At 68.5% G+C, this 20,684-nt stretch carries 19 protein-coding genes; 6 read left to right on the top strand and 13 right to left on the bottom strand.

Annotated elements, in window-relative coordinates; all coding sequences use genetic code 11:
- The first annotated feature begins 88 nt into the window (after nucleotides 1–88).
- On the top strand, nucleotides 89–1,915 hold the full coding sequence (locus ACUDP5_RS19510; protein ID WP_445656941.1) for an ABC transporter ATP-binding protein/permease: 1,827 nt from the start codon (nucleotides 89–91) through the stop codon (nucleotides 1,913–1,915).
- Nucleotides 1,916–1,936: 21 nt separating this feature from the next.
- Here the strand turns inward: ACUDP5_RS19510 and ACUDP5_RS19505 are convergent, their stop codons facing one another.
- From ACUDP5_RS19505 to ACUDP5_RS19495, 3 genes are all read right to left on the bottom strand, one after another.
- A complete protein-coding gene (locus ACUDP5_RS19505; protein WP_445656940.1) occupies nucleotides 1,937–3,193 on the bottom strand; it encodes a type II toxin-antitoxin system HipA family toxin in 1,257 nt (418 codons plus the stop codon).
- 10 nt (nucleotides 3,194–3,203) lie between these two features.
- Nucleotides 3,204–3,500, bottom strand: coding sequence for a helix-turn-helix domain-containing protein (locus ACUDP5_RS19500; protein WP_263911126.1), 297 nt, complete (start codon nucleotides 3,498–3,500; stop codon nucleotides 3,204–3,206).
- A 124-nt stretch (nucleotides 3,501–3,624) separates the two neighbouring features.
- Nucleotides 3,625–4,428: an aspartate dehydrogenase gene (locus ACUDP5_RS19495; RefSeq protein ID WP_263911125.1), complete on the bottom strand. Its 804-nt coding sequence runs from the start codon at nucleotides 4,426–4,428 to the stop codon at nucleotides 3,625–3,627.
- A 274-nt stretch (nucleotides 4,429–4,702) separates the two neighbouring features.
- Between ACUDP5_RS19495 and ACUDP5_RS19490 the strand changes: the two genes are divergently transcribed.
- Complete coding sequence (locus ACUDP5_RS19490; protein WP_445656939.1) at nucleotides 4,703–5,203, top strand: GNAT family N-acetyltransferase; 501 nt, start codon at nucleotides 4,703–4,705, stop codon at nucleotides 5,201–5,203.
- A gap of 22 nt (nucleotides 5,204–5,225) precedes the next feature.
- Here ACUDP5_RS19490 and ACUDP5_RS19485 read toward each other — a convergent pair whose 3' ends face one another.
- The 8 genes from ACUDP5_RS19485 to ACUDP5_RS19450 form a co-directional block, all read right to left on the bottom strand.
- Nucleotides 5,226–6,143 (bottom strand): BMP family ABC transporter substrate-binding protein, encoded by a 918-nt coding sequence (locus ACUDP5_RS19485; protein WP_445656938.1) that lies wholly within the window; start codon nucleotides 6,141–6,143, stop codon nucleotides 5,226–5,228.
- On the bottom strand, nucleotides 6,140–7,117 hold the full coding sequence (locus tag ACUDP5_RS19480; RefSeq protein WP_445656937.1) for a Bug family tripartite tricarboxylate transporter substrate binding protein: 978 nt from the start codon (nucleotides 7,115–7,117) through the stop codon (nucleotides 6,140–6,142). The genes ACUDP5_RS19485 and ACUDP5_RS19480 overlap by 4 nt, the downstream gene beginning before the upstream one ends.
- Nucleotides 7,118–7,303: 186 nt before the next feature.
- Nucleotides 7,304–8,692 (bottom strand): amidohydrolase, encoded by a 1,389-nt coding sequence (locus ACUDP5_RS19475; protein ID WP_445656936.1) that lies wholly within the window; start codon nucleotides 8,690–8,692, stop codon nucleotides 7,304–7,306.
- A gap of 212 nt (nucleotides 8,693–8,904) precedes the next feature.
- Nucleotides 8,905–10,398 carry an MFS transporter gene (locus tag ACUDP5_RS19470; RefSeq protein WP_445656935.1) on the bottom strand — a complete coding sequence of 498 codons (1,494 nt, stop codon included), beginning with the start codon at nucleotides 10,396–10,398 and terminating at the stop codon, nucleotides 8,905–8,907.
- 130 nt (nucleotides 10,399–10,528) lie between these two features.
- A complete protein-coding gene (locus tag ACUDP5_RS19465) occupies nucleotides 10,529–11,479 on the bottom strand; it encodes a tripartite tricarboxylate transporter substrate binding protein (RefSeq protein ID WP_263911116.1) in 951 nt (316 codons plus the stop codon).
- Between the two features lie 71 nt (nucleotides 11,480–11,550).
- The gene (locus ACUDP5_RS19460) at nucleotides 11,551–12,879 is read right to left on the bottom strand and encodes a carboxylesterase/lipase family protein (protein ID WP_445656934.1); all 1,329 of its coding nucleotides are present in this window, start codon (nucleotides 12,877–12,879) and stop codon (nucleotides 11,551–11,553) included.
- A 155-nt stretch (nucleotides 12,880–13,034) separates the two neighbouring features.
- Nucleotides 13,035–13,985, bottom strand: coding sequence for an adenosine deaminase (locus tag ACUDP5_RS19455; protein WP_263911113.1), 951 nt, complete (start codon nucleotides 13,983–13,985; stop codon nucleotides 13,035–13,037).
- Nucleotides 13,986–13,997: 12 nt separating this feature from the next.
- Nucleotides 13,998–14,915: a LysR family transcriptional regulator gene (locus ACUDP5_RS19450; RefSeq protein WP_263911111.1), complete on the bottom strand. Its 918-nt coding sequence runs from the start codon at nucleotides 14,913–14,915 to the stop codon at nucleotides 13,998–14,000.
- Between the two features lie 212 nt (nucleotides 14,916–15,127).
- Here ACUDP5_RS19450 and ACUDP5_RS19445 point away from each other — a divergent pair, with 212 nt between their 5' ends.
- The 4 genes from ACUDP5_RS19445 to ACUDP5_RS19430 all read left to right on the top strand — a co-directional run bounded on the left by ACUDP5_RS19445 (nucleotide 15,128) and on the right by ACUDP5_RS19430 (nucleotide 18,454).
- Nucleotides 15,128–15,781: a hypothetical protein gene (locus ACUDP5_RS19445; protein WP_445656933.1), complete on the top strand. Its 654-nt coding sequence runs from the start codon at nucleotides 15,128–15,130 to the stop codon at nucleotides 15,779–15,781.
- A 208-nt stretch (nucleotides 15,782–15,989) separates the two neighbouring features.
- Nucleotides 15,990–17,528, top strand: a complete 1,539-nt coding sequence (locus ACUDP5_RS19440) for a lytic murein transglycosylase (protein ID WP_445656932.1) — start codon at nucleotides 15,990–15,992, stop codon at nucleotides 17,526–17,528.
- Nucleotides 17,529–17,645: 117 nt separating this feature from the next.
- Nucleotides 17,646–18,245 carry a GNAT family N-acetyltransferase gene (locus ACUDP5_RS19435; RefSeq protein ID WP_263911105.1) on the top strand — a complete coding sequence of 200 codons (600 nt, stop codon included), beginning with the start codon at nucleotides 17,646–17,648 and terminating at the stop codon, nucleotides 18,243–18,245.
- A 20-nt stretch (nucleotides 18,246–18,265) separates the two neighbouring features.
- Nucleotides 18,266–18,454, top strand: a complete 189-nt coding sequence (locus tag ACUDP5_RS19430) for an oxidoreductase-like domain-containing protein (protein ID WP_263911104.1) — start codon at nucleotides 18,266–18,268, stop codon at nucleotides 18,452–18,454.
- A gap of 40 nt (nucleotides 18,455–18,494) precedes the next feature.
- Here the strand turns inward: ACUDP5_RS19430 and ACUDP5_RS19425 are convergent, their stop codons facing one another.
- Nucleotides 18,495–18,932, bottom strand: a complete 438-nt coding sequence (locus tag ACUDP5_RS19425; protein WP_263911102.1) for an acetyltransferase — start codon at nucleotides 18,930–18,932, stop codon at nucleotides 18,495–18,497.
- Nucleotides 18,933–18,940: 8 nt separating this feature from the next.
- On the bottom strand, nucleotides 18,941–20,680 hold the full coding sequence (locus ACUDP5_RS19420) for a peptidase M14 (RefSeq protein ID WP_445656931.1): 1,740 nt from the start codon (nucleotides 20,678–20,680) through the stop codon (nucleotides 18,941–18,943).
- Nucleotides 20,681–20,684 lie beyond the last annotated feature (4 nt).

Below are 20,684 nucleotides of genomic sequence, written 5' to 3'. Positions count from 1 at the left end.
ACGCTTAAGCCACGCTTAAGACGCCGCTTTTGCCGGAACTAGCCCTCCTGCGTCGTTCTAACCAGAAACGATGTGACAGGGGCATGACATGGATCTGAACTGGCAGCAGCAGCTGTGGGAAAGCGCGCTTTGGTTGGCGCGCGCATTTGGCATTGCGGCCGTCGGGCTGGTGGGGGTGACCCTGGCGCTGTCGCGCTGGACCGATTGGGGGCGCAAGTTCTGGCGCCTGGCCTGGCCCTACCTGACGCCGCGGCGCAGTTGGCGGCCGCTGTTGACGTTGGCCGCGCTGCTGTTCCTGGCGATGTTCTCGGTCCGCATGACCGTGCTGTTTTCGTATTGGTACAACGGCTTCTACAGCGCCTTGCAGGCGTTGGACCCGACCGCCTTCTGGCGCTTTCTGGGCATCTTCGCGGTGCTGGCCTGCGTGCACGTGGTGCGCACCCTGGTGGACAGCTACGCCGGCCAGGCCTTCGACATCCATTGGCGGGTGTGGCTCAACGAGCGCCTGACCGGGGATTGGCTCGGCGCGCGCGCCTACTATCGCAGCCATTTCGTCGGCGAGCCGGTGGACAACCCCGACCAGCGCATCGAGCAGGACATTGCCCTGTTCGTCACCGGTTCGCGCAGCCTGGCCATCGGTGCGCTCAGCGCCATGGTGTCGCTGGTGGCGTTTACCGCCATCCTGTGGAATCTGTCCGGTCCGCTGGACGTGGCGGGCGTCGAGATTCCGCGCGCCATGGTCTTCATGGTGTACCTGTACGTCATCGTCGCCACGCTGTTCGCCTTCAAGATCGGGCGGCCGTTGGTTCTGTTGAACTTCCTGTCCGAACGCCTGACCGCCAACTTCCGCTATGCCCTGCTGCGGCTGCGCGAGAACGCCGAGAACGTGGCCTTCTACCAGGGCGAAGCCGTCGAGCGCGCCACGCTCTGGACGCGCTTTTCGGCCTACATCGCCAACCTGTGGGCGCGGGTGTACCGGGGCCTGAAGTTCGACGGCTTCAACCTGGCGGTCAGCCAGGTGGCGGTGGTGTTCCCCTTCCTGTTGCAGGCGCAGCGCTTCTTCAGTGGCGCGATCAAGCTGGGCGATGTGATCCAGACCGCGCAGGCCTTTGGCCAGGTGCAGGATTCGCTGTCGTTCTTTCGTACCTCGTACGATTCCTTCGCCCAGTACCGCGCCACGTTGAACCGGCTGGCGGGCTTTCTGGATGCCAACGCGGCGGCGCGCGACCTGCCGGCGATCGAACCGCAACCGTTGCCCGACGGCATGGAGATCACCGGCCTGGACGTCTCGCGGCCCGATGGGCAGGCCCTGCTGCGCCAGTTGAATCTGTCGCTGCGTCCCGGTCAGGCCCTGCTCATCAAAGGGCCTTCAGGCAGCGGCAAGACCACCTTGCTGCGCGCCCTGGCGGGGCTGTGGCCGTACGCGCAGGGCAACGTGAAGCGGCCGCTGGGCGCGGCAGCGCTGTTCCTGTCGCAGCGGCCCTATCTGCCGCTGGGCGCGCTGCGCGACGCGGTGGCGTATCCGGGCCACGCGCAGCCGGGCGATGACGCCCGCCTGGCGGCCGCGCTGCGGCAGGTGAACCTGGGCCACCTGGCCGGCCGCCTGGACGAAGTGGCCGACTGGTCGCGCATCCTGTCCATTGGCGAGCAGCAGCGCGTGGCGTTTGCCCGCGTGCTGTTCAACCGGCCCGCCATTGTCTTTCTGGACGAGGCCACGTCGGCTACCGACGAAGGCCTGGAACACATGCTGTACAGCCTGCTGCGCCAGGACCTGCCGGATTGCATGCTGGTCAGCGTGGGGCATCGCAGCACGCTGGACCCGTTCCATACGCATCGGCTGGCGCTGGACGGCGAGGGCGGGTGGACGATGGGAGCGATGGACGTTGTGCCGGCTCGGACCTTGGCCGCAGCCTAGGGCGGGTATCCGTCCGCCGCATCATCTCCTTTTGGAGGGCTGGTCCCGTAGAAAGGCCCGTTCCAGCCGGGTGCCGCCTTCGTGATCTATCCCTGAGTCCTGCAAGACTTCTTGCCAGCGTTCGCTGACGACGTCTGCTACCTCTTCAACGATCTCCCAGGCACGCGCGTCGGATAGCCCGAATTGGCGAGCGGATGTCACTGCATTGTCGAAGCTCGATACTGCGCCGTCGTCGCCGACCAGCATGCCTTGATAAACCCGGTCGTTGTTGACCACGGAAGGCACCAGATCGAAGGCGGGGGCCAGTTGTAGGGTGTCTACCCAGGTGACATCGGGTCCGTCGACGAACCCGTGATTAAGCTCGTGGTCGTCGGTGTTCGATGTGGCTATGTTGAATATGAGCCGCCGGAATAGCTGTTTGCGATCGACGTCGGGATGCTCGCTCCATTTCGTCATTTGACGCGCCAAACCGGGGTAGCTGCCGTGCGGTGAGGGTGGTATGTCGGGCGCTTCCAGGGCGCTGCGTGCCGAGGCATAGCGCAATCGTCCGAACGCTCCGCCTGGTAGCACGGACACGTCAAAGCGCTCGGTCAGGAAAACGGCATTACCGCCTACTTCAATCAGTTTGCATGCCGGTACGTCGATGCCTGCGTATCTCGCCAGCAGATACATGGCGTGTTCTTGCCGCGCGACCTCGGGCAAGTCCGGCGCATCCTTGCTCGACCGAAATTTTGCGATCCAGATTCTACCGTCGGCCTTCACCGAGCACTTCGGCCGGGCGCCACCTAGAGACAAGGCGGGGCGCAACAGCCGCTGGGCATCCGGCGACAGGCGCTGGCCAAGCTCCAAGGCGCTCGCGGCTTGCTGGATGACGCTTAGCTCGGAAATGGCGGCAAGCCATATTGATGCATTTACAGTAGCCGGAGAATCGCTGAACAGCAGGGATCCACTTCGCACGCCACCATCAGATAGTCGGAGATAGCCCAACGGGTCTTGAGCGCCGTGAAGCCGATCGACTATCGCGCGCCCCCAGGAGTCAGGGCCAGCGTCCAGTAGAAAGCCGAAGTAGCCACCGTTTGCCGTCGTGTTGTATTGGACAGCGGTCAGTGGCACAGATGGGCAGAGCGCGACGCAATTCGGCCTGGCCAGATATGAGGCGCCATAGATGAAGCCTCCAACGCCTCGAGTCGACGTGACTTCTGTGTGCTGAAAGAGTCCAGCGACGACGGGCTCGCTTTGTCCCGGTAGATAGGTCCATACGTACAGCGAGCGCGCCATCGGCGGGTCCTTAGAAATTGTTATCCATCTGAGGAGGTGTGCCAGCGAGTGCGCCAACGTTTCCGGAGGTCAACAGATTGTCTAACTGTGCGTCCAGGTCCAGCGCCCATAGCATGGCGAGATAGTTGCCAATGGCGGTGGCTGGCTCGCCGTGCTCGATCGCGCGGACCGTGGACACGCCAATTCCAGCCACTTGGGCCAATCTTTCTTGGGTCCAACGGCGTTGCTTGCGCGCGTCGCGCAAGCGTCGTGCAAAAAGTGCCAGACGGTGATTGACGGTGGGCGGTAAATCAACTGTCTTATTCATTGCTATAGCACCGATGAATGCCGAATATAAGTGTTATAGCGCCGAAAACATGAATCTACAAGTTGGGTCCATAAGCGCGGGCGATGGCACGCCTGCGGGCACCGGGACGGTTCAGCAGGAACGCTCAAGTCCCGACGCGCAGCGGCCCGGTCAGCTTGCGCAGCGCGGCGATGACGCTTTGCGCGGTGATGCGGCCGGTCTTGGGGTTGGCCGACGGGATGTTCTGGATTTCCATCGAGAACGAGGCCGAATCGGACACCACTTCGACGCGGTGGATATTGCGTTCCAGCGACGGGTCGGCCCAGATTTCCAGCGTGGTGCGATCCGGCCCGATGCCGGCCAGCGATACGCTGACCGCGACGTTCAGGTTGGCCGGGAAACCCACGGCCGCTTCGCGCGGCGAACCACGGAAGATCAGGCGCGGTTCGGTGATGTCGGCGATGTCGATGTGGTTGTCCGTCAGGTACGGTGCGCCGAGCAGGCCGCGTACCGGCTTGCGGGTGATCATGGTGACTGAATGGATGACGCCTTCGGCGGCGGCGGTGATGGCGTCCAGCCCCAGGATGGCGCCGGACGGCACCAGGATCTGGCCTTGGTGGGCGCGCGCCAGTTCGATCAGGTCGTCGTGGCGCAGCAGCGCGCCCGAGCTCAGCACCACCAGCTTCTTGCCGGCCTTGAGCACCGGTTCGGCCAGTTGGCGGAACACGGCGGCGGGGGCGCATTCGACCACGACGTCGCAGTGCTCGACCAGTTGGTCGATGGTGGTGAACGTGGGCGTGGCCTGCTGCCAGGCGAAGGCGGGCGGGGCCTTGGGGTCGCGCACGGCTACGGCGGCCAGCGTCAGGCCGGGCAGGCCGGCATCCAGGGATTGCGCCACGGCCTGGCCGATGGCGCCGAAGCCGGCGATGCCGACGCGGTAGCTGTTCATGGAAGATTCCGGATGAAGGTCGCGGCGAACCGCGGGGTCGAAGGCTCGGCATGCGGGCGGCGGGCCGCCCGGCCAGGATCGGCGGTCACTGTAGCGAGGGGGCGGGCAGGCGTCAATCCGGGTCGGGAATTGTCGGACGCCCGGACGGGCCATCGCTCGCCGGGGCGTGGCCCGGCGAGTCAAGCCGCGACAGTCGAACGGGGACAGCCATCCCGGTGTTGGCCGCGTACACTTGCGCTTTCGCACCATGCTTGCCATCGCAACGAGAAAGGCCATGCAGATTTCCGCCGAGACTCCCGCCGACATCGACGCCATTTTCGCATTGACGCAGCAAGCGTTTCGCGACCATCCGCATAGTCAGCAGACCGAGGGGCACATCATCAACGCCTTGCGTGCTGCCGGCGTGCTGACGGTATCGTTGGTGGCGCGCGATGGGGGGCGTCCGGTGGGCCACGTCGCATTTTCACCCGTGACGATCAGCGACGGCGCGGCCGATTGGTACGGGCTGGGGCCGGTGGCCGTGCTGCCTGCGATGCAGGGCCTGGGCATTGGTACGGCGTTGATCCAGGCGGGCCTGGCCGAACTGAAGGCGCTTGGCGCGGCCGGTTGCGTGGTGTTGGGCGATCCGGCCTATTACAGCCGCTTCGGCTTCACGGCCACTGCGGCGTTGGTCTATCCCGGCGTGCCGCCGAAATACTTCATGGCGCAGGCCTACAGGCGGCCGGCGTCGGGGCAGGTGACGTACCACCAGGGCTTCGCGGCAACCGGGGCATAGCCTGCCGCCTTACCCGGTGCCCTCAAGCCGCCGCGCCCTCCAGCGCGAACTCCCGTCCGCGGTACTCGCCCGCCACCTGCACGTCGCCGCGCGCCAGGCGGGCCGACCAGTCGTCCAGAATGCGGCGTTCCTCGGCGCTGACGTCCGCGCCCAGCACCAGTCGCAGCGACGCATCGGCTTGCAGGCCGAAATGCGTGACCTCGCCCACCCGTAGCGCCCCGGCCGCGTGGTCGGCGGCGGCGCGCTCCACGCACAGGCCGGAGTCGGCCAGCGCCGACGCCAGGAACACGGCGGGATCGCGCGCGACCCAGTCGAGCACGTTGCCGATCTGGCGCAGGCCGTGGCGGCGGCACGACCGGGTGATGCCCTCGCGGCCGCCATCCATCATCGCGAACACCACTCGGGCGCCGCGCGCGGCCAGGCCGTCGGTCCAGGCGCTGGCCAGGTCCGGGTCGTGCTGGTTGCCGCAAAAGCCGGTCAGCGGGTCCTGGCCCCGCACGCGGCGCACGCCGTCGGCATAGGCCGCACGGCCCTTCAGGCCGGGCCGCACGCGTTCGCCGGACAGGTGAGCCGCGCCGCCGCGCAGCCCCGCCAGCACGCCGGCCAGAAAGGCGGTGTGTTCCTGCAGGATGTCGTACGAGGCCACATTGGCGGCGTGATGACTGCCCTGCGTGATGGCGAACTGCGTGCGCGCAAACCGTGGCGCGATGCGCGCCACCGGCACGTCGCCCTGGCCGCCATGCACGATGACCAGGTCGGGAGCGGCCGCGCACAGCTGCGCCAGGCGTTCGGTGCGTCGGTCCGTATCGTTGTCGGCGATCCATTCGATCTGCAACGCATGACCGGCACGGGCTGCGCGTGCAGCGCCTTCGACGGCGGCTTCGTTGAAGCCGCCTCGGCCGGGGTGGCCGAACAGCACCAGCACGCGGCGGGCGCTCACAGGCTGGCTCCGGTTGCACGCACCACCGGGCCCCAGGCGTCGGCCTGGCGGCGCACGAAGTCGGTGAATTCGCTGGGCGATTTCCGGGCCAGCACGAAACCCTGGCCCTCCAGCTTGGCGCGCACGCCAGGCGTTTGCAGCACCTGCGTCAAGGCGGCGTGCAGCCGCTGGCTGACGGCGTCGGGCAAACCGGCCGGCCCGGACAGACCGATGAAGTTCTCGGCCACCAGGCCGGGGTAACCCAGCTCGCCCACCGCCGGAATGGCCGGTGCCTGCGGCACGCGCTGCTGCGTGGTGACGGCCAACAGGCGCAGTTGGCCGGTCCGCAGGAACGGCAGGTTCTGCGGCAGTGCGTCCACCGCAAAACGGATCTGGCCGCCCAGCAGGTCATTGCGCATCGCGCCCGACCCCTTGTACGGAATGTGCTGCAGCGGCGCGCCGGTCTGGCGCGCATACAGTTCGCCCACGATCTGGCCGACCGAGGCCAGGCCGCCGCTGCCGTATTGCACGGGCTCGGGCTGCGCCTTGATCCAGTCGGTCAGTTGCGCGAAGGTGTCGACGGGCACCGCCGGATGCACCACGAAGGCCGTCGGCACGGCGCCGATATAAGCCACGTGCCGAAAGCTGGCCAGCGGGTCGTAGCTGTGCTGCGGCATCAGCGCGGGCGAGATCGACAGCGGCGCCGAGTTCGACATGAGCAGCGTGTAGCCATCGGCCGGGGCCTGCGCCACCTGCGCCGCGCCCAGGGTCGAGCCGGCGCCGGGGCGGTTCTCGATCACGATGGGCTGGCCCAGCAGGTCTGCCAGACTCGGCGCAATGATGCGCGCGGCGATGTCGCTGGCGCCGCCGGGCGGAAAGGTCACCACGAGCCGGATGGGACGTTCGGGCCAGGCGGCGGCGCGTGCCGGGCGGGGCCGTGCAAGCGGTAGCACCAGCGCGCTGGCAAGCAATAGTCGGCGTCGGGAAATCGGCATGGCGGTACGGCTCTTGGGCGGCAAAGGGCCGTACTGTAGGAAACCGCGCGGCGTCCCACAAAGACTTTATGGCGGTTTGCTTATGCCCGCCGCGCCAGACGCGGGCGGGGCGGGCGGCGCACGCCTTGCACGTGCGCCTTGCAGGCCTGCCGCGCGGGGCAGGCCCGGGCCGGCAGGCGAAGAAGGCTAGCTGCCTTTTTTGGCCTTGGCCATGTAGTCCACGGTCAGGTTCGACAAGGCGCGCACGCCGTTGATCAGGCCGGATTCATCCACATAGAAGCGCGGCGAGTGGTTGGGCGCGGCGGTCTCCGGATCGGTGCCCTTGGGCGTCACGCCCAGGTAGAAGAACATGCCCGGCACCTTTTCCTGGTAGAAGGAAAAGTCTTCCGAGGCCGTCGACTTGGGCTGCAGCCCGTAGTTGCCTTCGCCGGCCACGCGCCGCAGGGTGGGGCCCATTTCCTCGGTCAGGCCGGGGTTGTTGACGGTGGCGTTGTACAGCTCGACCACCCGCACATCGGCCTTGGCGCCCGCGCTCTGCGCGATCATCGTGGCCGTGCGTTCAATGCGCTGGTGGATGTCTTTTTTCATGCCCTCGTCATACGTGCGGATGGTGCCTGTCATGGCGACGCTGTCCGGCACGATGTTCATGCGGTTGCCGCCGTGGATGGCGCCCACCGTGATCACGGCGGGCTCCAGCATGCTGTTGATCTGGCGGCTGGGAATGGTCTGCAGGCCCAGGATGATCTGCGAGCTGACCACGATGGGGTCGATGCCCGACCAGGGCCGCGCGCCGTGGGTCTGCTTGCCGGTGACGTCGATCCAGAACTGGTCGGCCGCCGCCATGGCCGGGCCGCTGCGCCACGACAGCTTGCCCACGGGGTAGCTGCTGGACACGTGCAGGCCGAAGATCGCGTCGACCTTGGGATTGTCCAGCACGCCTTCCTGCACCATCATCTTGGCGCCCCAGATCTTCTTGCCGTCCGGTTCGAAGTCGGCCGGGCTTTCCTCGGCGGGCTGGAAGATGAATTTGACGCTGCCGGGCAACTGGTCCTTCATGCCGGCCAGCACTTCGGCCGTGGCCATCAGGATGGCGGTGTGCGCGTCGTGGCCGCAGGCGTGCATCACGTCGACTTCCTTGCCCAGGTAGGTGCCCTTGGCCTTCGAGGCGAACGGCACGTCGACCTGTTCCTTCACGGGCAGCGCGTCCATGTCGGCGCGCAGCGCCACCACCGGGCCGGGCTTGCCGCCCTTGAGCACCGCGACGACGCCCGTGCCGGCCACGCCGGTCTTCACGTCCATGCCCAATGCGCGCAGGTGGTCGGCCACCAGCTTGGACGTGCGGTTTTCCTGGTTGCCCAGTTCGGGATGCTGGTGGATGTCGCGGCGCCAGGCGATGAGCTTGTCTTCGATGGCCTTGGCGCGCTGGTCGATCTGCGCGGCCAGCGCCGCGTCGGGCGCCGCTTGCAGCGGGCCTTGCGTGCCGGGCGCGCTTTGCGCGGCGGCGGGGCCGCTCAGGGCCAGGTGCGCGGCAAGCGCCAGCGGCGCCAGGCGGAACAGGGTTCTATGGTGCTTCATGGCTTGTCTCCTCTTCGGTTGTTAACCTGTTATTGGCCGAAGATATTACCGGAGCAACCGTCCCTTGCCGCGTTTTTTACGCCTGCTTAAACACCCTGCCGTTTGATTCCGCGCGCTGGAATTCCGAACGATGGAACCGGGCGCGGCGCGGCCTGTTGCGCCGCCTTGCCGCGCGGTCCGTCCGGCGTTGCAAGGGGGCAGACCCGCTATCCTCACACCGTGCGCAAGACCGGCCGCGCGCCCCGGGTGACCGCCAGCAAAAGCAGCGCGGCCAGCGCCGACATCGCGCCGGCCCCCAGCATCGCGGCATGAAAGCCGCCGGCCAGCGCATCGGCAAACAACGCCGCCATGCCGTCGGCCTGCGCGGGCAGCACATGCTGCGTGACCGCGGCGCGCGCCACCGCCTGCGCGTCGGGTTGGCCCAGCCGGGTCAGTGCCGCGGCCAGGTGGTCGACCGCGCGGCCGCTCATCAGCGCGCCCAGCAGCGCGATGCCGATGGTCATGCCGGTCTGGCGCAGCGCATTCATGGTGGCCGACGCCATGCCCGAGCGTTCGCGCGGCACCGTCGCCATGACGGCCATGCTGGTGGACGGCACCGTCAGCCCCATGCCCAGCCCCAGCACCACCATCAGCGAACCCGTCAGCGCGTAGGGGGTGTGCGCGTCCAGGCTCATCATGCCCAGCATGGCCAGGCCGATCAGGCTGTAGCCGGCAATCATCAGGCGCGGCAGGCCGACGCGCGCGTTCAGGCGGCCAAAGACGGTGGACACCAGGCCCGACGCCACGAATTGCGGCGCCAGCTGCCAGCCGCTGGCCAGCGGCGACAGGCCCTGCACGTGTTGCAGGTACAGCGAGAAAAAGAACAGGCTGCTGTAGCCGCCGAAGCCCAGCACGAACGACGCGAAGTTGGTGACCGCGAAGCCCGCATCGCGGAACAGGCCCAGCGGCAGCAGCGGCCGCGCCACCTTCTGCTCGACCCATAGGAAGGCGCTCAGGCCGACGGCGGCGATGGCCAGCGCCGCCACGGTGTCCGGCGCCTGCCAGCCATGCTCGCCGGCGGCGATCAGGCCGTAGGTCAGGGCGCCCAGCCAGATCACGCTCAGCGCTTGCCCGGCGGGGTCGAACGCGGCGTGTTCCGGGTGCGCGCTTTCCTGGATGCCCCACAGGCCCAGCCCGATGGCCAGCGCGCCCACGGGCAGGTTGATGAGAAAGATGCTCTGCCAGCTGAAATGCGCCACCAGCACGCCGCCCAGCATCGGCCCCACGATCAGCGAAATGGCATTGCACGAGGCCCAGACGCCGATGGCCTGGGCGCGTTCGCGCGGGTCGGGAAAGGCCTGCGTCAACAGCGACAGGGCGCCGGGGATCAGCAAGGCCCCGGCCACCCCTTGCACGGCACGGCCGATCAGCAGCATCGGCAGGCTGTCCGCCACGCCGCACAGCGCGGAACCCACGGTGAACAGCAGCACGCCGCCCAGCCACGAACGCTTGCGGCCGTAGCGGTCGCCCAGCGGACCCGCCGATAGCATGAAGGCGGACAGGAACAGCGCGTACGCGTCCACCACCCACTGCAAGCCGGCCATGTCGATGCGCAGCGCGGCCTGCATGGTGGGCAGGGCCACGTTGACGATGCTGATGTCCAGGATGGTGATGAAGCTGCCCAGGTTGACGGCAAGCACCAGGGCACGGCGGCGGCTGGGGGTCATACGGATCGCCAGGAAAGGAAAGTGAGCCGTATTCTAATTACTGACTGACCGTCGGTCAATGAATAAGAGAATCATTCCGCGGCGAATCGTGCCGGCGCAGGGCGGGCCGTCCGCAGGCCGCATGACGGCCCTAATTCAGCTTGATCCCCAGTTCCTTGATCAGCGGACCCATCTCTGCCCGATCGGCGGCGATGGTGTCCGCCAATTCCTGTGCGGTGCCGCCGATGGGAATCATGCCCAGCGTCTGCATCTGCGCCTTCATGGCAGGTTCCTTCAGGATGTCGGACACCGTCTTCTGGATCAGCGCCACGCGGTCGGCCGCCACGCCCGCGGGCGCCATCAGGCCGATCCACGGCTGCGGCGCGTAGTCCGCCATGCCGGATTCGCGCAGCGTCGGCGTGTCCGGCAGGCCGGCGAAACGTTCGGGGCTGGTGATGGCCAGCGCACGCAGGCGGCCGCTGTCGATCAACCCCTTGGAACTGGATGGCGCGTCCAGCCCCACATCGAGCTGGCCGCCGATCAGGTCGTTCTGCGTCTTGCCGGACGATGACGACGGGATGTAAAGCGCCTTGATGCCGGCGCGGCGCGCGGTCTGCTCCCACACCAGGTGAAACGCGGTGCCGATCGAGAACGAGCCCACCGACAGGTTGCGCGCGCGGCTTTCCCGCACGAAGTCCTGCCAGGTCTTGATCGGGCTGTCGGCGGGCACGATGAACAGGAATGGCGTGCGCGCGACCAGCGCCACCGGTTGCAGGTCCTTCTGCGGATCGAACGGCAGGCTGTCCACCGCGAACGGCACGATGGTCACGGACGAGGCCACCACCATGCCCAGCGTGTAGCCGTCCGGAGCCGACTTGACCAGCGCGCCCGTGCTGATGATGCCGGACGCGCCAGGCTTGTTCTCCACCACCACCGCCTGGCCCCACACCTGCGACAGCTTGCTGGCCAGCACGCGCAGCATGACGTCCACGGGGCCGCCCGGCGGGTTGGACACGATGATCTTGACCGGCTTGTCGGGATAGGCCGCGCTGGCGGCGGCGGGCAACAGCAGGGCAAGCGAGATCGCGAGAGACTTCAACATGGATATTCCCCTTATGTATGTTGTGGGTGCGCCGGCCGTGCGAGCCGGGTCGCAGCCGACCGGCGTGTGGCTCAGTCCAGCAATTGCTGGTGCGGCGCCGCGGGCCAGTCGGGCGCCTCGCCGCGGATGAAGGCAAGCCAGGCGCGTTGGGTCGTCGCGGTCAGCCGCGCCGCCTGCGCGGGCGGCAGGCCGTGCAGCATGGGCGCCTGGGCAAAAGCGTCGAGGGTGCCGAACACGAACGGCAGTTCGATGCAGTGGCACGCCCGGAAGGCGTCGGTGGGCGCCACGTCAAAGCGCGCGAGCCAGGCCTGGCGGCCCTGGGCGGCGGCGTGTTCGGCCCATTGGCGCGACGGCGCGCCGAACACGGCCTCGCTGGCGGCCTGGCTGTCGGGGCCGGTGCCGTAGCCAGGAAACGCGGCCATCTCATCGCGGGTATAGGCCACCAGCACATCGGCGCGGCCGGCCGCCCGCTGCAATGCCGGGGCGATGTCGGCGGGCAGCACCTGTCCATCCAGCACCGGGCCGAACAGGCTGCGGCGGCCGCCCTCGGCCTGTAGCGCCGCGACCACTTGCGGCGCCTGCTGTGCGGCGAGCAGGCGGTCGACGGGCAGGGCGCGGGCCTCGTCCAGCGAGTTGGCGCCGGCCGCTTCCAGGAACGCCTGGCCCAATGCGGCGGCCTGTGCCGAACTGCGAAAACCGCGGCCCAGCGCGGCGCTCTGCAGAATGGCGCGGGCAAAGCGCGGCCGGCGCGCCAGCATGGCGCAGATCGACGAGGCGCCGGCGGACTGTCCCATCAGCGTGACGCGCGCGGGGTCGCCGCCCAGGTCTTCGATGTTGTCCATCACCCAATCGATGGCGGCTTCCTGGTCGAGCAGCCCGACGTTGGCGGTCTGCCCCGGCACGTGCAGCCAGCCCAGGGCGGCCAGCCGGTAGTTCACCGCCACCACCACCACGTCGCCCAGCGCGGCCAGGCGGGCGCCGTCGTACCAGTCCAGTGCGCCCGCGCCGCTTTGCCAGGCCCCGCCGTGCAGCCACACCACGACCGGCCGGCGCCGCGCATCGGGGGCCGGCATACGGGCTGCCGGCATACGGGCTACCGGCGTACCGGCTGCCGGTGTACCGGCTGCCGGCGTCCAGACGGTCAGGTGCAGGCAGTCTTCCGACTGCGGCGCATCGAAGTCGCCCATGGCGCCGCGCAGCCGCGACGGCAGCTGTGGCGGCACGGGGCCCGGGCGGGTGGCGTCCCGCGGACCTTGCCAGCGGGCGGGTTCGGGCGGTGCGAAGCGCAGCGCGCCCACGGGCGGCGCTGCGTAGGGAATGGCGCTAAAACGGCTGACGCCGCCTTCGCGCAGGCCGGTCAGCAGGCCGGCGCGCAGCCGGACCTGGACGGATTCGGTCATGGTGTTGCCCCTGGTCATTGTCATCGTGGGCGGCAACGCCGGATGGCATTGCCGTCTTCGGACTATGGTAGGGACGAACGGGGCCGGCATGGCATGCCGGTTTCGATCCGGGCCATGCGGGTTGCGCATGGCCCGGCCGTCGCGGGCGACGCCGGTTACTTCAGGATGCGCGCATCCATGCTGTTGTCGGCCAGCGCCTGCGCCTGCGCCTGGCTCATGCCCAGGTGCTCGTACAGCGCATGGAAGTTCTCGGTGACGTAGCCGCCGAAGTAGGCCGGGTCGTCGGAATTGACGGTGACCTTCACCCCCGCATCCAGCAGCGACAGGATGTTGTGCTGCGACATGTGTTCGAACACGCGCAGGCGGGTGTTGGACAGCGGGCAGACGGTCAGCGGGATCTGTTCGTCGATCAGGCGGGCCATCAGGCGCGGGTCTTCGGCGGCGCGCACGCCGTGGTCGATGCGCAGCACCTTCAGCAGGTCCAGTGCTTCCCAGATGTATTCCGGCGGGCCTTCTTCGCCTGCATGCGCCACGGCGGGCAGCCCTTCGGCGCGGGCGCGGTCGAATACGCGCTGGAACAGCCGCGGCGGAAAGCCCATTTCGCTGCTGTCCAGGCCCACGGCGATGAAGGCGTCGCGGTAGGGCAGCGCTTCTTCCAGCGTGCGCATGGCCTGCTCTTCGGGCAGGTGGCGCAGGAAGCTCAGGATCAGGCCGCTGCTGATGCCCAGCTTCTTGCGGCCATCTTCCAGCGCCTGGCTGATGCCGCCCAGCACCGCCGCGAACGGCACGCCGCGGTCGGTGTGGGTCTGTGGATCGAAGAAGGGTTCGGTGTGCACCACGTTCTGCTCGTGGCACTTGACCAGGTAGTCCCAGGTCAGGTCGTAGAAGTCCTGTTCGGTGCGCAGCACGTCGGCGCCCAGGTAGTACAGGTCCAGGAATTCCTGCAGATTGCCGTAGTTGTAGGCGGCGCGCAGCGCATCGATGTCGGGCCATGGCAGGGCGACACCGTTGCGGCGGGCCAGCCGGAACAGCAGCTCGGGTTCCAGCGAGCCTTCCAGGTGCAGGTGCAGTTCCGCCTTGGGCAGGGCATTGAGCCAGTCGTACATGGATGGGTGCTCCTATATTGCGTTGATGGCCTGGGCCAGCGTGTCCGCGAACGCGCGGGCCTGGCGGGTGCTGGGTCGGTCGCGGCGCCAGATGGCCGCCAGCGGCGATTTGCGCAGGGCCGGCCGGGCCGCCAGGACGACGACTTCGCCGCGCGCCGCCCGCACTGCCGCGACGCTGCCCGGCAGCATCCACAGATAGTGCCCGTCCAGCAGCATTTCACGGCCGAATTCCAGCGACAGGGCGCCGATCATATCCGGAATCGGCAGGCCCTCCTGGTGCAGCAGCATTTCCAGCTCGCCGCGGATGCGGCTGCCGGGCAGGGCGGTGATCCACGGATAGGTCACGCACTCGGCCAGGTCGGCGTCGGGCCGGCCCGCCAGCGGATGGTTCGGTCCGCAGACCAGCACCACGGCGTCTTCCAGCAAGGTGGCCGACCGGTACACCTGCGGATTGACCGTGGACGAGAAGCGGCTGATCAGCACGTCCAGCGCGCCGGCGTCCAGGTCTTCGATCAGGCGCTCGTGCGTGCCGATCTCAAGCGTCAGGGTGATGCGCGGATAGGCCTGGCGAAAGCGCGTCGCCGCCTGGGCCACCGGCCAGCCGGCGAACATGGAAAAACAGCCCACGGTCAGGCTGCCTTCGTCGCCGCGCGACAGCGCGGCCAGGTCGATCTCGGCCTTGCGAAAGCCGGTCAGCAACTGGCGCGCATGGCGGCACATGGCCTCGCCCAGCGGCGTGCAGCTGGTGCCGCGGGCCGTGCGCTCGAACAACCGCGCACCCACCAGTTCCTCGATTTCGGCGATGGCGCGCGACAGGCCCGACTGCGTGCTGTGCAGTTGCGTGGCCGCCTTGGACAGGTTGCCCAGCTCGGCCACCGTCAGCACGATTTCCAGGTGCCGGGTGCGGAGTTTTCCTTTGAAGGGCGTCATGGGAGCGGCGGTGGGCAGAGGGCGCAGGGCGATCCGCCGATTATTCCCCCCCGCCACGGCCTTGGCAACGCGGGGTTTCGGTATAGTGCGTGGCCATGGGACACGACACGATGGTAATAAAGACGGACCCTTCGGAGACACTGCCTGCGCCGTTGCGGACGTGCAAGGCAGGCGGGGCCGCGGCCCGCGCCGCCCGTCTGGCGTGGGCGGCCATGGCGCTGGCCGGCCTGTCGGCCTGCGGCGTCACCACGGTGGACGACGTGCGCGTCGCCTGGCCCGATTTCAAGCAGGGCGCGCCGCTGGTGCTGCCGTCGGACCCGGCGCAATGCCCGGACCTGGGCGGCACGTATCTCGCGGCCGGCGAACTGCGCGGCGGCAAGGCCTCGGTGGCCGGCCTGTCCGACCTGCAGCGCTTCCTGGCCAACGCGCTGGCGCTGCCGGACCTGCAAGACACCGCCGAGCGCCAATGGCAGCCCACGGCCGCGGCCCGCGTGACCTTCAGTCCCGCTGCCGGCGGCTGGAACATCCAGGCCGAAGACGGCCAGGGCAGCCAGAGCGCGGCGCTGTTGCGGCAACGCGATGGCGCGGCAGACCCCGATCCTGCCGACCCGCCGCAACCGCCCCGGGTCGGCGCCAGCCGCTATACCGGCTGCACCCAGGGCCGCTTCTGGGTGACGGCGCGGCGCGACTGGCATCAGTACGAATCCATGGGCGTGTACCGCTACGTCGCGCTGCTGCGGCCCCAGCAGGGTGGGCTGCTGGTCAGCGTGCAGCGGGAATCCCACAGCATCGGTCTGTTGCCCTGGTATTCGTCCGACAGCGAGCAGGCGCAGTACTGGTTCGCGCCGGCGACGATGCGTCCATGAGGTGCGCGAGCGCGCGACGGCGTGCGGATCGAATCGCGAGGGACGCGGCTGCCTCTTCCGCCGCGGCGGTGCCCGCAGGCATGCGGTAGCGATCTCTGGCGCGCAGGCGGGGCCGGTGGTTACCGATGGATAAATCGGTGCCACCGGGTTCGATTTCGGCGGCCGGTCGGGGTACGATCCGGGCTGACTCCGATTTTTCAGGATTGCCATGCGTCAGCATTCCCTTCGCGCTCGAATTGATCCCTTTGCCCGCGTGGTCCTGGCCGCTGCATTCTGCGCCGCCGCCACCGGCGTCGCCCAGGCCGAGGGGCCGTCCTCGGCCACGGGCTCGCGCAGTTCCGCCAGCCAGCCGGCGCCCGCGCCGGTGCTCACGCCCAAGCGCAGCTTCGATGAACCGGCAGCCACGCCGGCCGCGCCCGCCGCGGCGCCTGCCGCCGCACCGGCGCCGGCCGCTGCCCCGGCACACGCCGCACCGGCGGCCCCGGCCGTGCCTGCCCCGGCCGCCGCGCCCACGCCTGCCGCGTCTGCCACGTCACCCAAGGTCATCATCCCGACCGAACTCGACACCAAGGCCTGCATCGCCAAGCTGCGCAACGGCGCCACGGCCAACGGCCTCACGGTGGCCGACTGGGACAAGTACACGGCCAACGCCAAGCTGCTGCCCACCACTGTCGCGTCTGCCCAGGGCCAGCCCGAAGGCCGCGAGTCCTGGTGGGACTACATCGCCAAGACCGTCGACGACGAACGCGTCAACGACGGCCGCGGCGTGCTGGCCAAATACAGCGCGCAGCTGGGCACCATCGGCCAGCAGTACCAGGTGGATCCGGCCACGCTGGTCGCCATTTTCGGCATCGAGACCAACTACGGCCGCCAGGTCGGCAAGACCGACGTGCTCAACGCCTGGCTCACCCGCGCCTGCACCGAAAACAAGACCCTGTGGGAAAAGAACGCCTACGCCTCGGTGCGCCTGCTGCGCGACGGCGTGGTGCAGCCCGACAGTTTCGTGGGCTCCTGGAGCGGCGCCTTCGGCATGACGCAGTTCATCCCGACCTCGTTCTACGAGCTGGCCGCCGACGGCGACGGCGACGGCAAGATCGACCTCTACAACTCGCTGCCCGACGCTTTGGCGTCCACCGCCAACCACCTGCGCAAGCGCCGCGCCAAATGGACCCACGGCCTGCCCGCCGTGGTCGAAGTGCGCGTGCCGGCCGACGTGGCCGCCGCCATCCCGCCCGCGCCCGACGCCGAATACGTCGGCTCGCAAGACCGGCGCACCATCGCGCAGTGGGCCCAGGCGGGCGTCAAGCAGGGCAATGGCGCGGCGCTGAAGCTGGCCTCGGGCAACAACGAACAGGCCTACCTGTTCGCGCCCACCGGTGCCACCGGCCCGATCTTCCTGGCCACCGTCAACTTCGACGCGATCCTGCACTACAACCAGTCGCGCCGCTACGGGCTGGCGGTGTCGCTGCTCTTGAACCGCCTGCAAGGCGGCCCGGCGCTGGCCACCGCCTGGCCCACCGACGACCCGGGCCTGTCGCGCGCCCAGATCAAGTCGGTGCAGGAAATGCTCATCGGCCTGGGCTACGACATCGGCATCGCCGACGGCATCCCCGGCGCCAAGACCCGCGACGCGGTCCGCGCCGAACAGGAAAAGCGCAACCTGCCGCAGGACGGCCGGGTCGGCAAGCGCATCTACGACGCGCTCAAGGCAGCGTCCGGCGACGTCAAGGCCAAGCCCGGCGCCTGAGAAAAGGGGCTTACACCGCGATGCGCGTCACGGTGTAAGCCACCTCAGCCATGGCCGTGCGGCAGCGCGCTGGGTATGATGCAGGGCATCGTCTCCCTCGCGCCGCCGTCCGCTTCCATGTCGTCCTCCTTGCTGCCCGAATCGTTCGTCACTCCCCGCTTGCGCGCCGAGCGCATGTCGCAGACCCACCTGCCTTTCATCACCGCCATGCACGCGGACGCCGCCCTGATGGCCACCATGGGCGGCACCCGCGATGCCACGTCCACGCGGCGCTATGTGCAGCACAACCTGCTGCATTGGGCCGAGCAGGGCTATGGCATGTACGTGCTGACCGAGCGCGACAGCGGCGCGCTGGCGGGCCGCGCCGGGCTCAAGCTGGCGCTGGCGGGCGACGTGGAACACGTAGAAATTGCCTACGCCTTCCAGACTGCCTGTTGGGGCCGGGGCTATGCTTCGGAAATCACGCGGGCGTTGCTGGCGCTGGGCTTTGAGCGCCTGCCGGTGCAGGCGCTGAGCGCCGTGGCGGTCGTGGCCAATGCGGCGTCGCTGCGGGTGATGGAAAAATGCGGTCTGCGCTGGATCGACACCACCGGCGAGGGCGATGCCCGCAAGCTGCGCTACGAAATCCGGCGCGAGCAATGGCAGGCGCTGGCGGCCGGGCAAGCGGACGGCACAGCCACCGGGGCCGGGCCCGGCGGCGCTAACATGGCGTCATGAATGCCGTTTTGAAACCCACCATGACTACCCGCGACCTCCCGCCTGCAGGCGCCGACGACCCGCCGCCTGTTCCCCCCGAAGCGCCCGCACCCGAAGAATGCTGCAACAGCGGCTGCATTCCCTGCGTGTACGACACCTACAACGAGGCCATGGACGAATACCGCGACGCGCTCAAGGCCTGGCGCGCGCGGCACGGGCAAGCCGGGTGAGGTAAAGGCGGTGGCTACGCCTGCGGCGCCAACGGGCCGCTCAGCCCGCCAGCTTCATGTGGATGATCGGCCGGGGCCTGCCGGCCGAATCGGTTTCCGAGCGGCCCACGTCCTGAAAGCCGTAGTGCTTGTAGAAGCCGTGGGCCTGGGGGTTCTGTTCGTTGACGTCCACCTGCAGGCTGCCGTGCAGCGACAGCGCGAAGTTCAGCAGGCGTCGGCCCGCGCCTTTGCCGCGCTTGTTGGCGTCGACGAACAGCATTTCGACCTTGTTGCCGTTCAGGCCCATGAAGCCGGCGACCTCGCCGGTGTCGTCTTCGCAGACCCAGACGCGTACCGACGGCAGGTAGGTGTTGAGCACCTGCGGGTACATGGCCTGGATTTCCTTTTCGGTCAGGAACGTATGGGTGGCGCGCACCGAACGGAGCCAGATGTCCACCAGGGCGAGGTCGTCGCCGTGGTTGCGTTCTCGGATGTTCATGTCAAGCGCTACAAGCCCGATCGGTAGATGTCAGTGGCCGCCAGGACGGTTTCCATTTGCACAGTATGCGCGAAAACGAATCGGTCTCCGTATACGGTTTCATCCGGAAACTCGGAAATCAACGCCATCGGCAGTTCTTCCCGGTCGGTCTCCGTGACCTGTACGGGGATGCCGTTCAGCACATCGAATCCGGTTTCGAGCGCGTGGGCCTGGAATAGTTCAAGTTGGCGCGCATTGAATTCCACCAGGCCCGGCACATTGCGGGCCAGGCGCGCCGTTACGCCTTCGATCAGGCGGCGGGCACGCTCGCTCCAGCCCGGGTGGTGGCGCAGCACCAGGAAAAAGCCCTTCGGCACGGTCCACAGCTCGAAATGGCGCGGCAGGTAGCCCGAAAGGGGACGGGTCCACTCATGCGCCGGGTAGCCGTGCAGGTTGATGTGCAACTGCGCGCCGCTGATGGCGTGCGCCTGATGGCGGCCGTCGCGCTCGAAGAACGGGGCGTGTTCGCGGTAGGCGATGTCGTCGCCCAGCGCGCTGTAGCGCGACGCATGCAGCATGTGGCGCGGATGCTGTTCGCGCAGGCGGTTGAACAGCGCATAGCCGTCGGGGTTTTCCGAGGCGATCAGCGCGAAGTGGGCGTCGCCGCGCGCCTTGAGCGCTTCGGCCGCGCGCAGGGCGCCGACCACGCCGGAGGTTTCGTTGGCATGCTGCGCACCCGAAATGAACACCGCCGGGCCCGGGCCCCGCAGGTAGGTGCCCAGCACCGGACGGCCCTGGCGCGACACGGCCTGGAATTCGTCACCGGCCAGTGCGGCCACACAGCCCGCAATCTGCGCGGCGGGCAGGGGTTCACGTTGCTGGGCCAGCGGCGTGGTGAGCGGCGCGGGCGTCACCGGTGCGGGCGGCGCAAAGGGCTCCAGCGTCATCATCACGCGCGCCGCGCCATCGTGGCGGCGGACATCGGGAATGATCTGGCCGGGTTGCAGGCCGCGGTCGCCGGAAGGGCGGCCGGAATGCTGCTGAAAGTGTTCCAGCAACGAGAAATACAGGTCTTCGTGCAGGGCCTCGAAGGTGCTGACGATTTCCTCGTCCACCGGCAGGGCGAAGTCCATGCCCGGCAGGTCGACCCGGATTTCCAGGCGGTCGAAGTACGGCTCGTGCGCGCCCCAGGCGTGCTGGCGCACGGTGTCGACGATGCTGCGGAACGCTTGCTGGTATTCGGTGGCTTGCGGGCCATCGGTCTGCACGGCGCCGTCGGCGTCATGGACGCGCAGCCAGCCGGTGGGCGACAGTTCGGGCGTGCCGTCCTGGGCCTGGCCCAGCTGGTTGGGCGCGAACACGCGCGTCTGCACGCGGCGGCCGTCGGCGTAGGCCAGGGTGACGTCATAGTGCAGGTCCGACGCGCCCGGGTGCATGGCGACACGCACGCCGGGCAGCAGGGCGGCCAGTGGATACGCTTCCAGCGTGAAGCGCTTGGCCTGGGCATGTTCGTGCAGCGGGTAGCGCAGGTCGACCGACACCAGGCCGTCGCGCTCGACTTCTTCCAGGAAGTAATGCACCAGCGGCTTGTAGGCGCTGCGAAAACGCGCCGTGACCCCCGCCTGCGCCAACCGGGCCTCGGCCTCGCGACGCGCCTCGACGCCCTCGAACAGCCACCCCTCGACCGCCGCCCCACGCCAGGCCGGCGCCTTGTAGGCGTGGATCCACGCGTCAAGCGTGCGGTCGAATGTCTTTTCCAGCAAAACCATCGTC

Source organism: Achromobacter sp. NCFB-sbj8-Ac1-l, assembly GCF_052695805.1.
The sequence above is the reverse complement of the archived record's forward strand: the minus strand, read 5'-3'. Positions and strand labels throughout refer to the sequence as shown.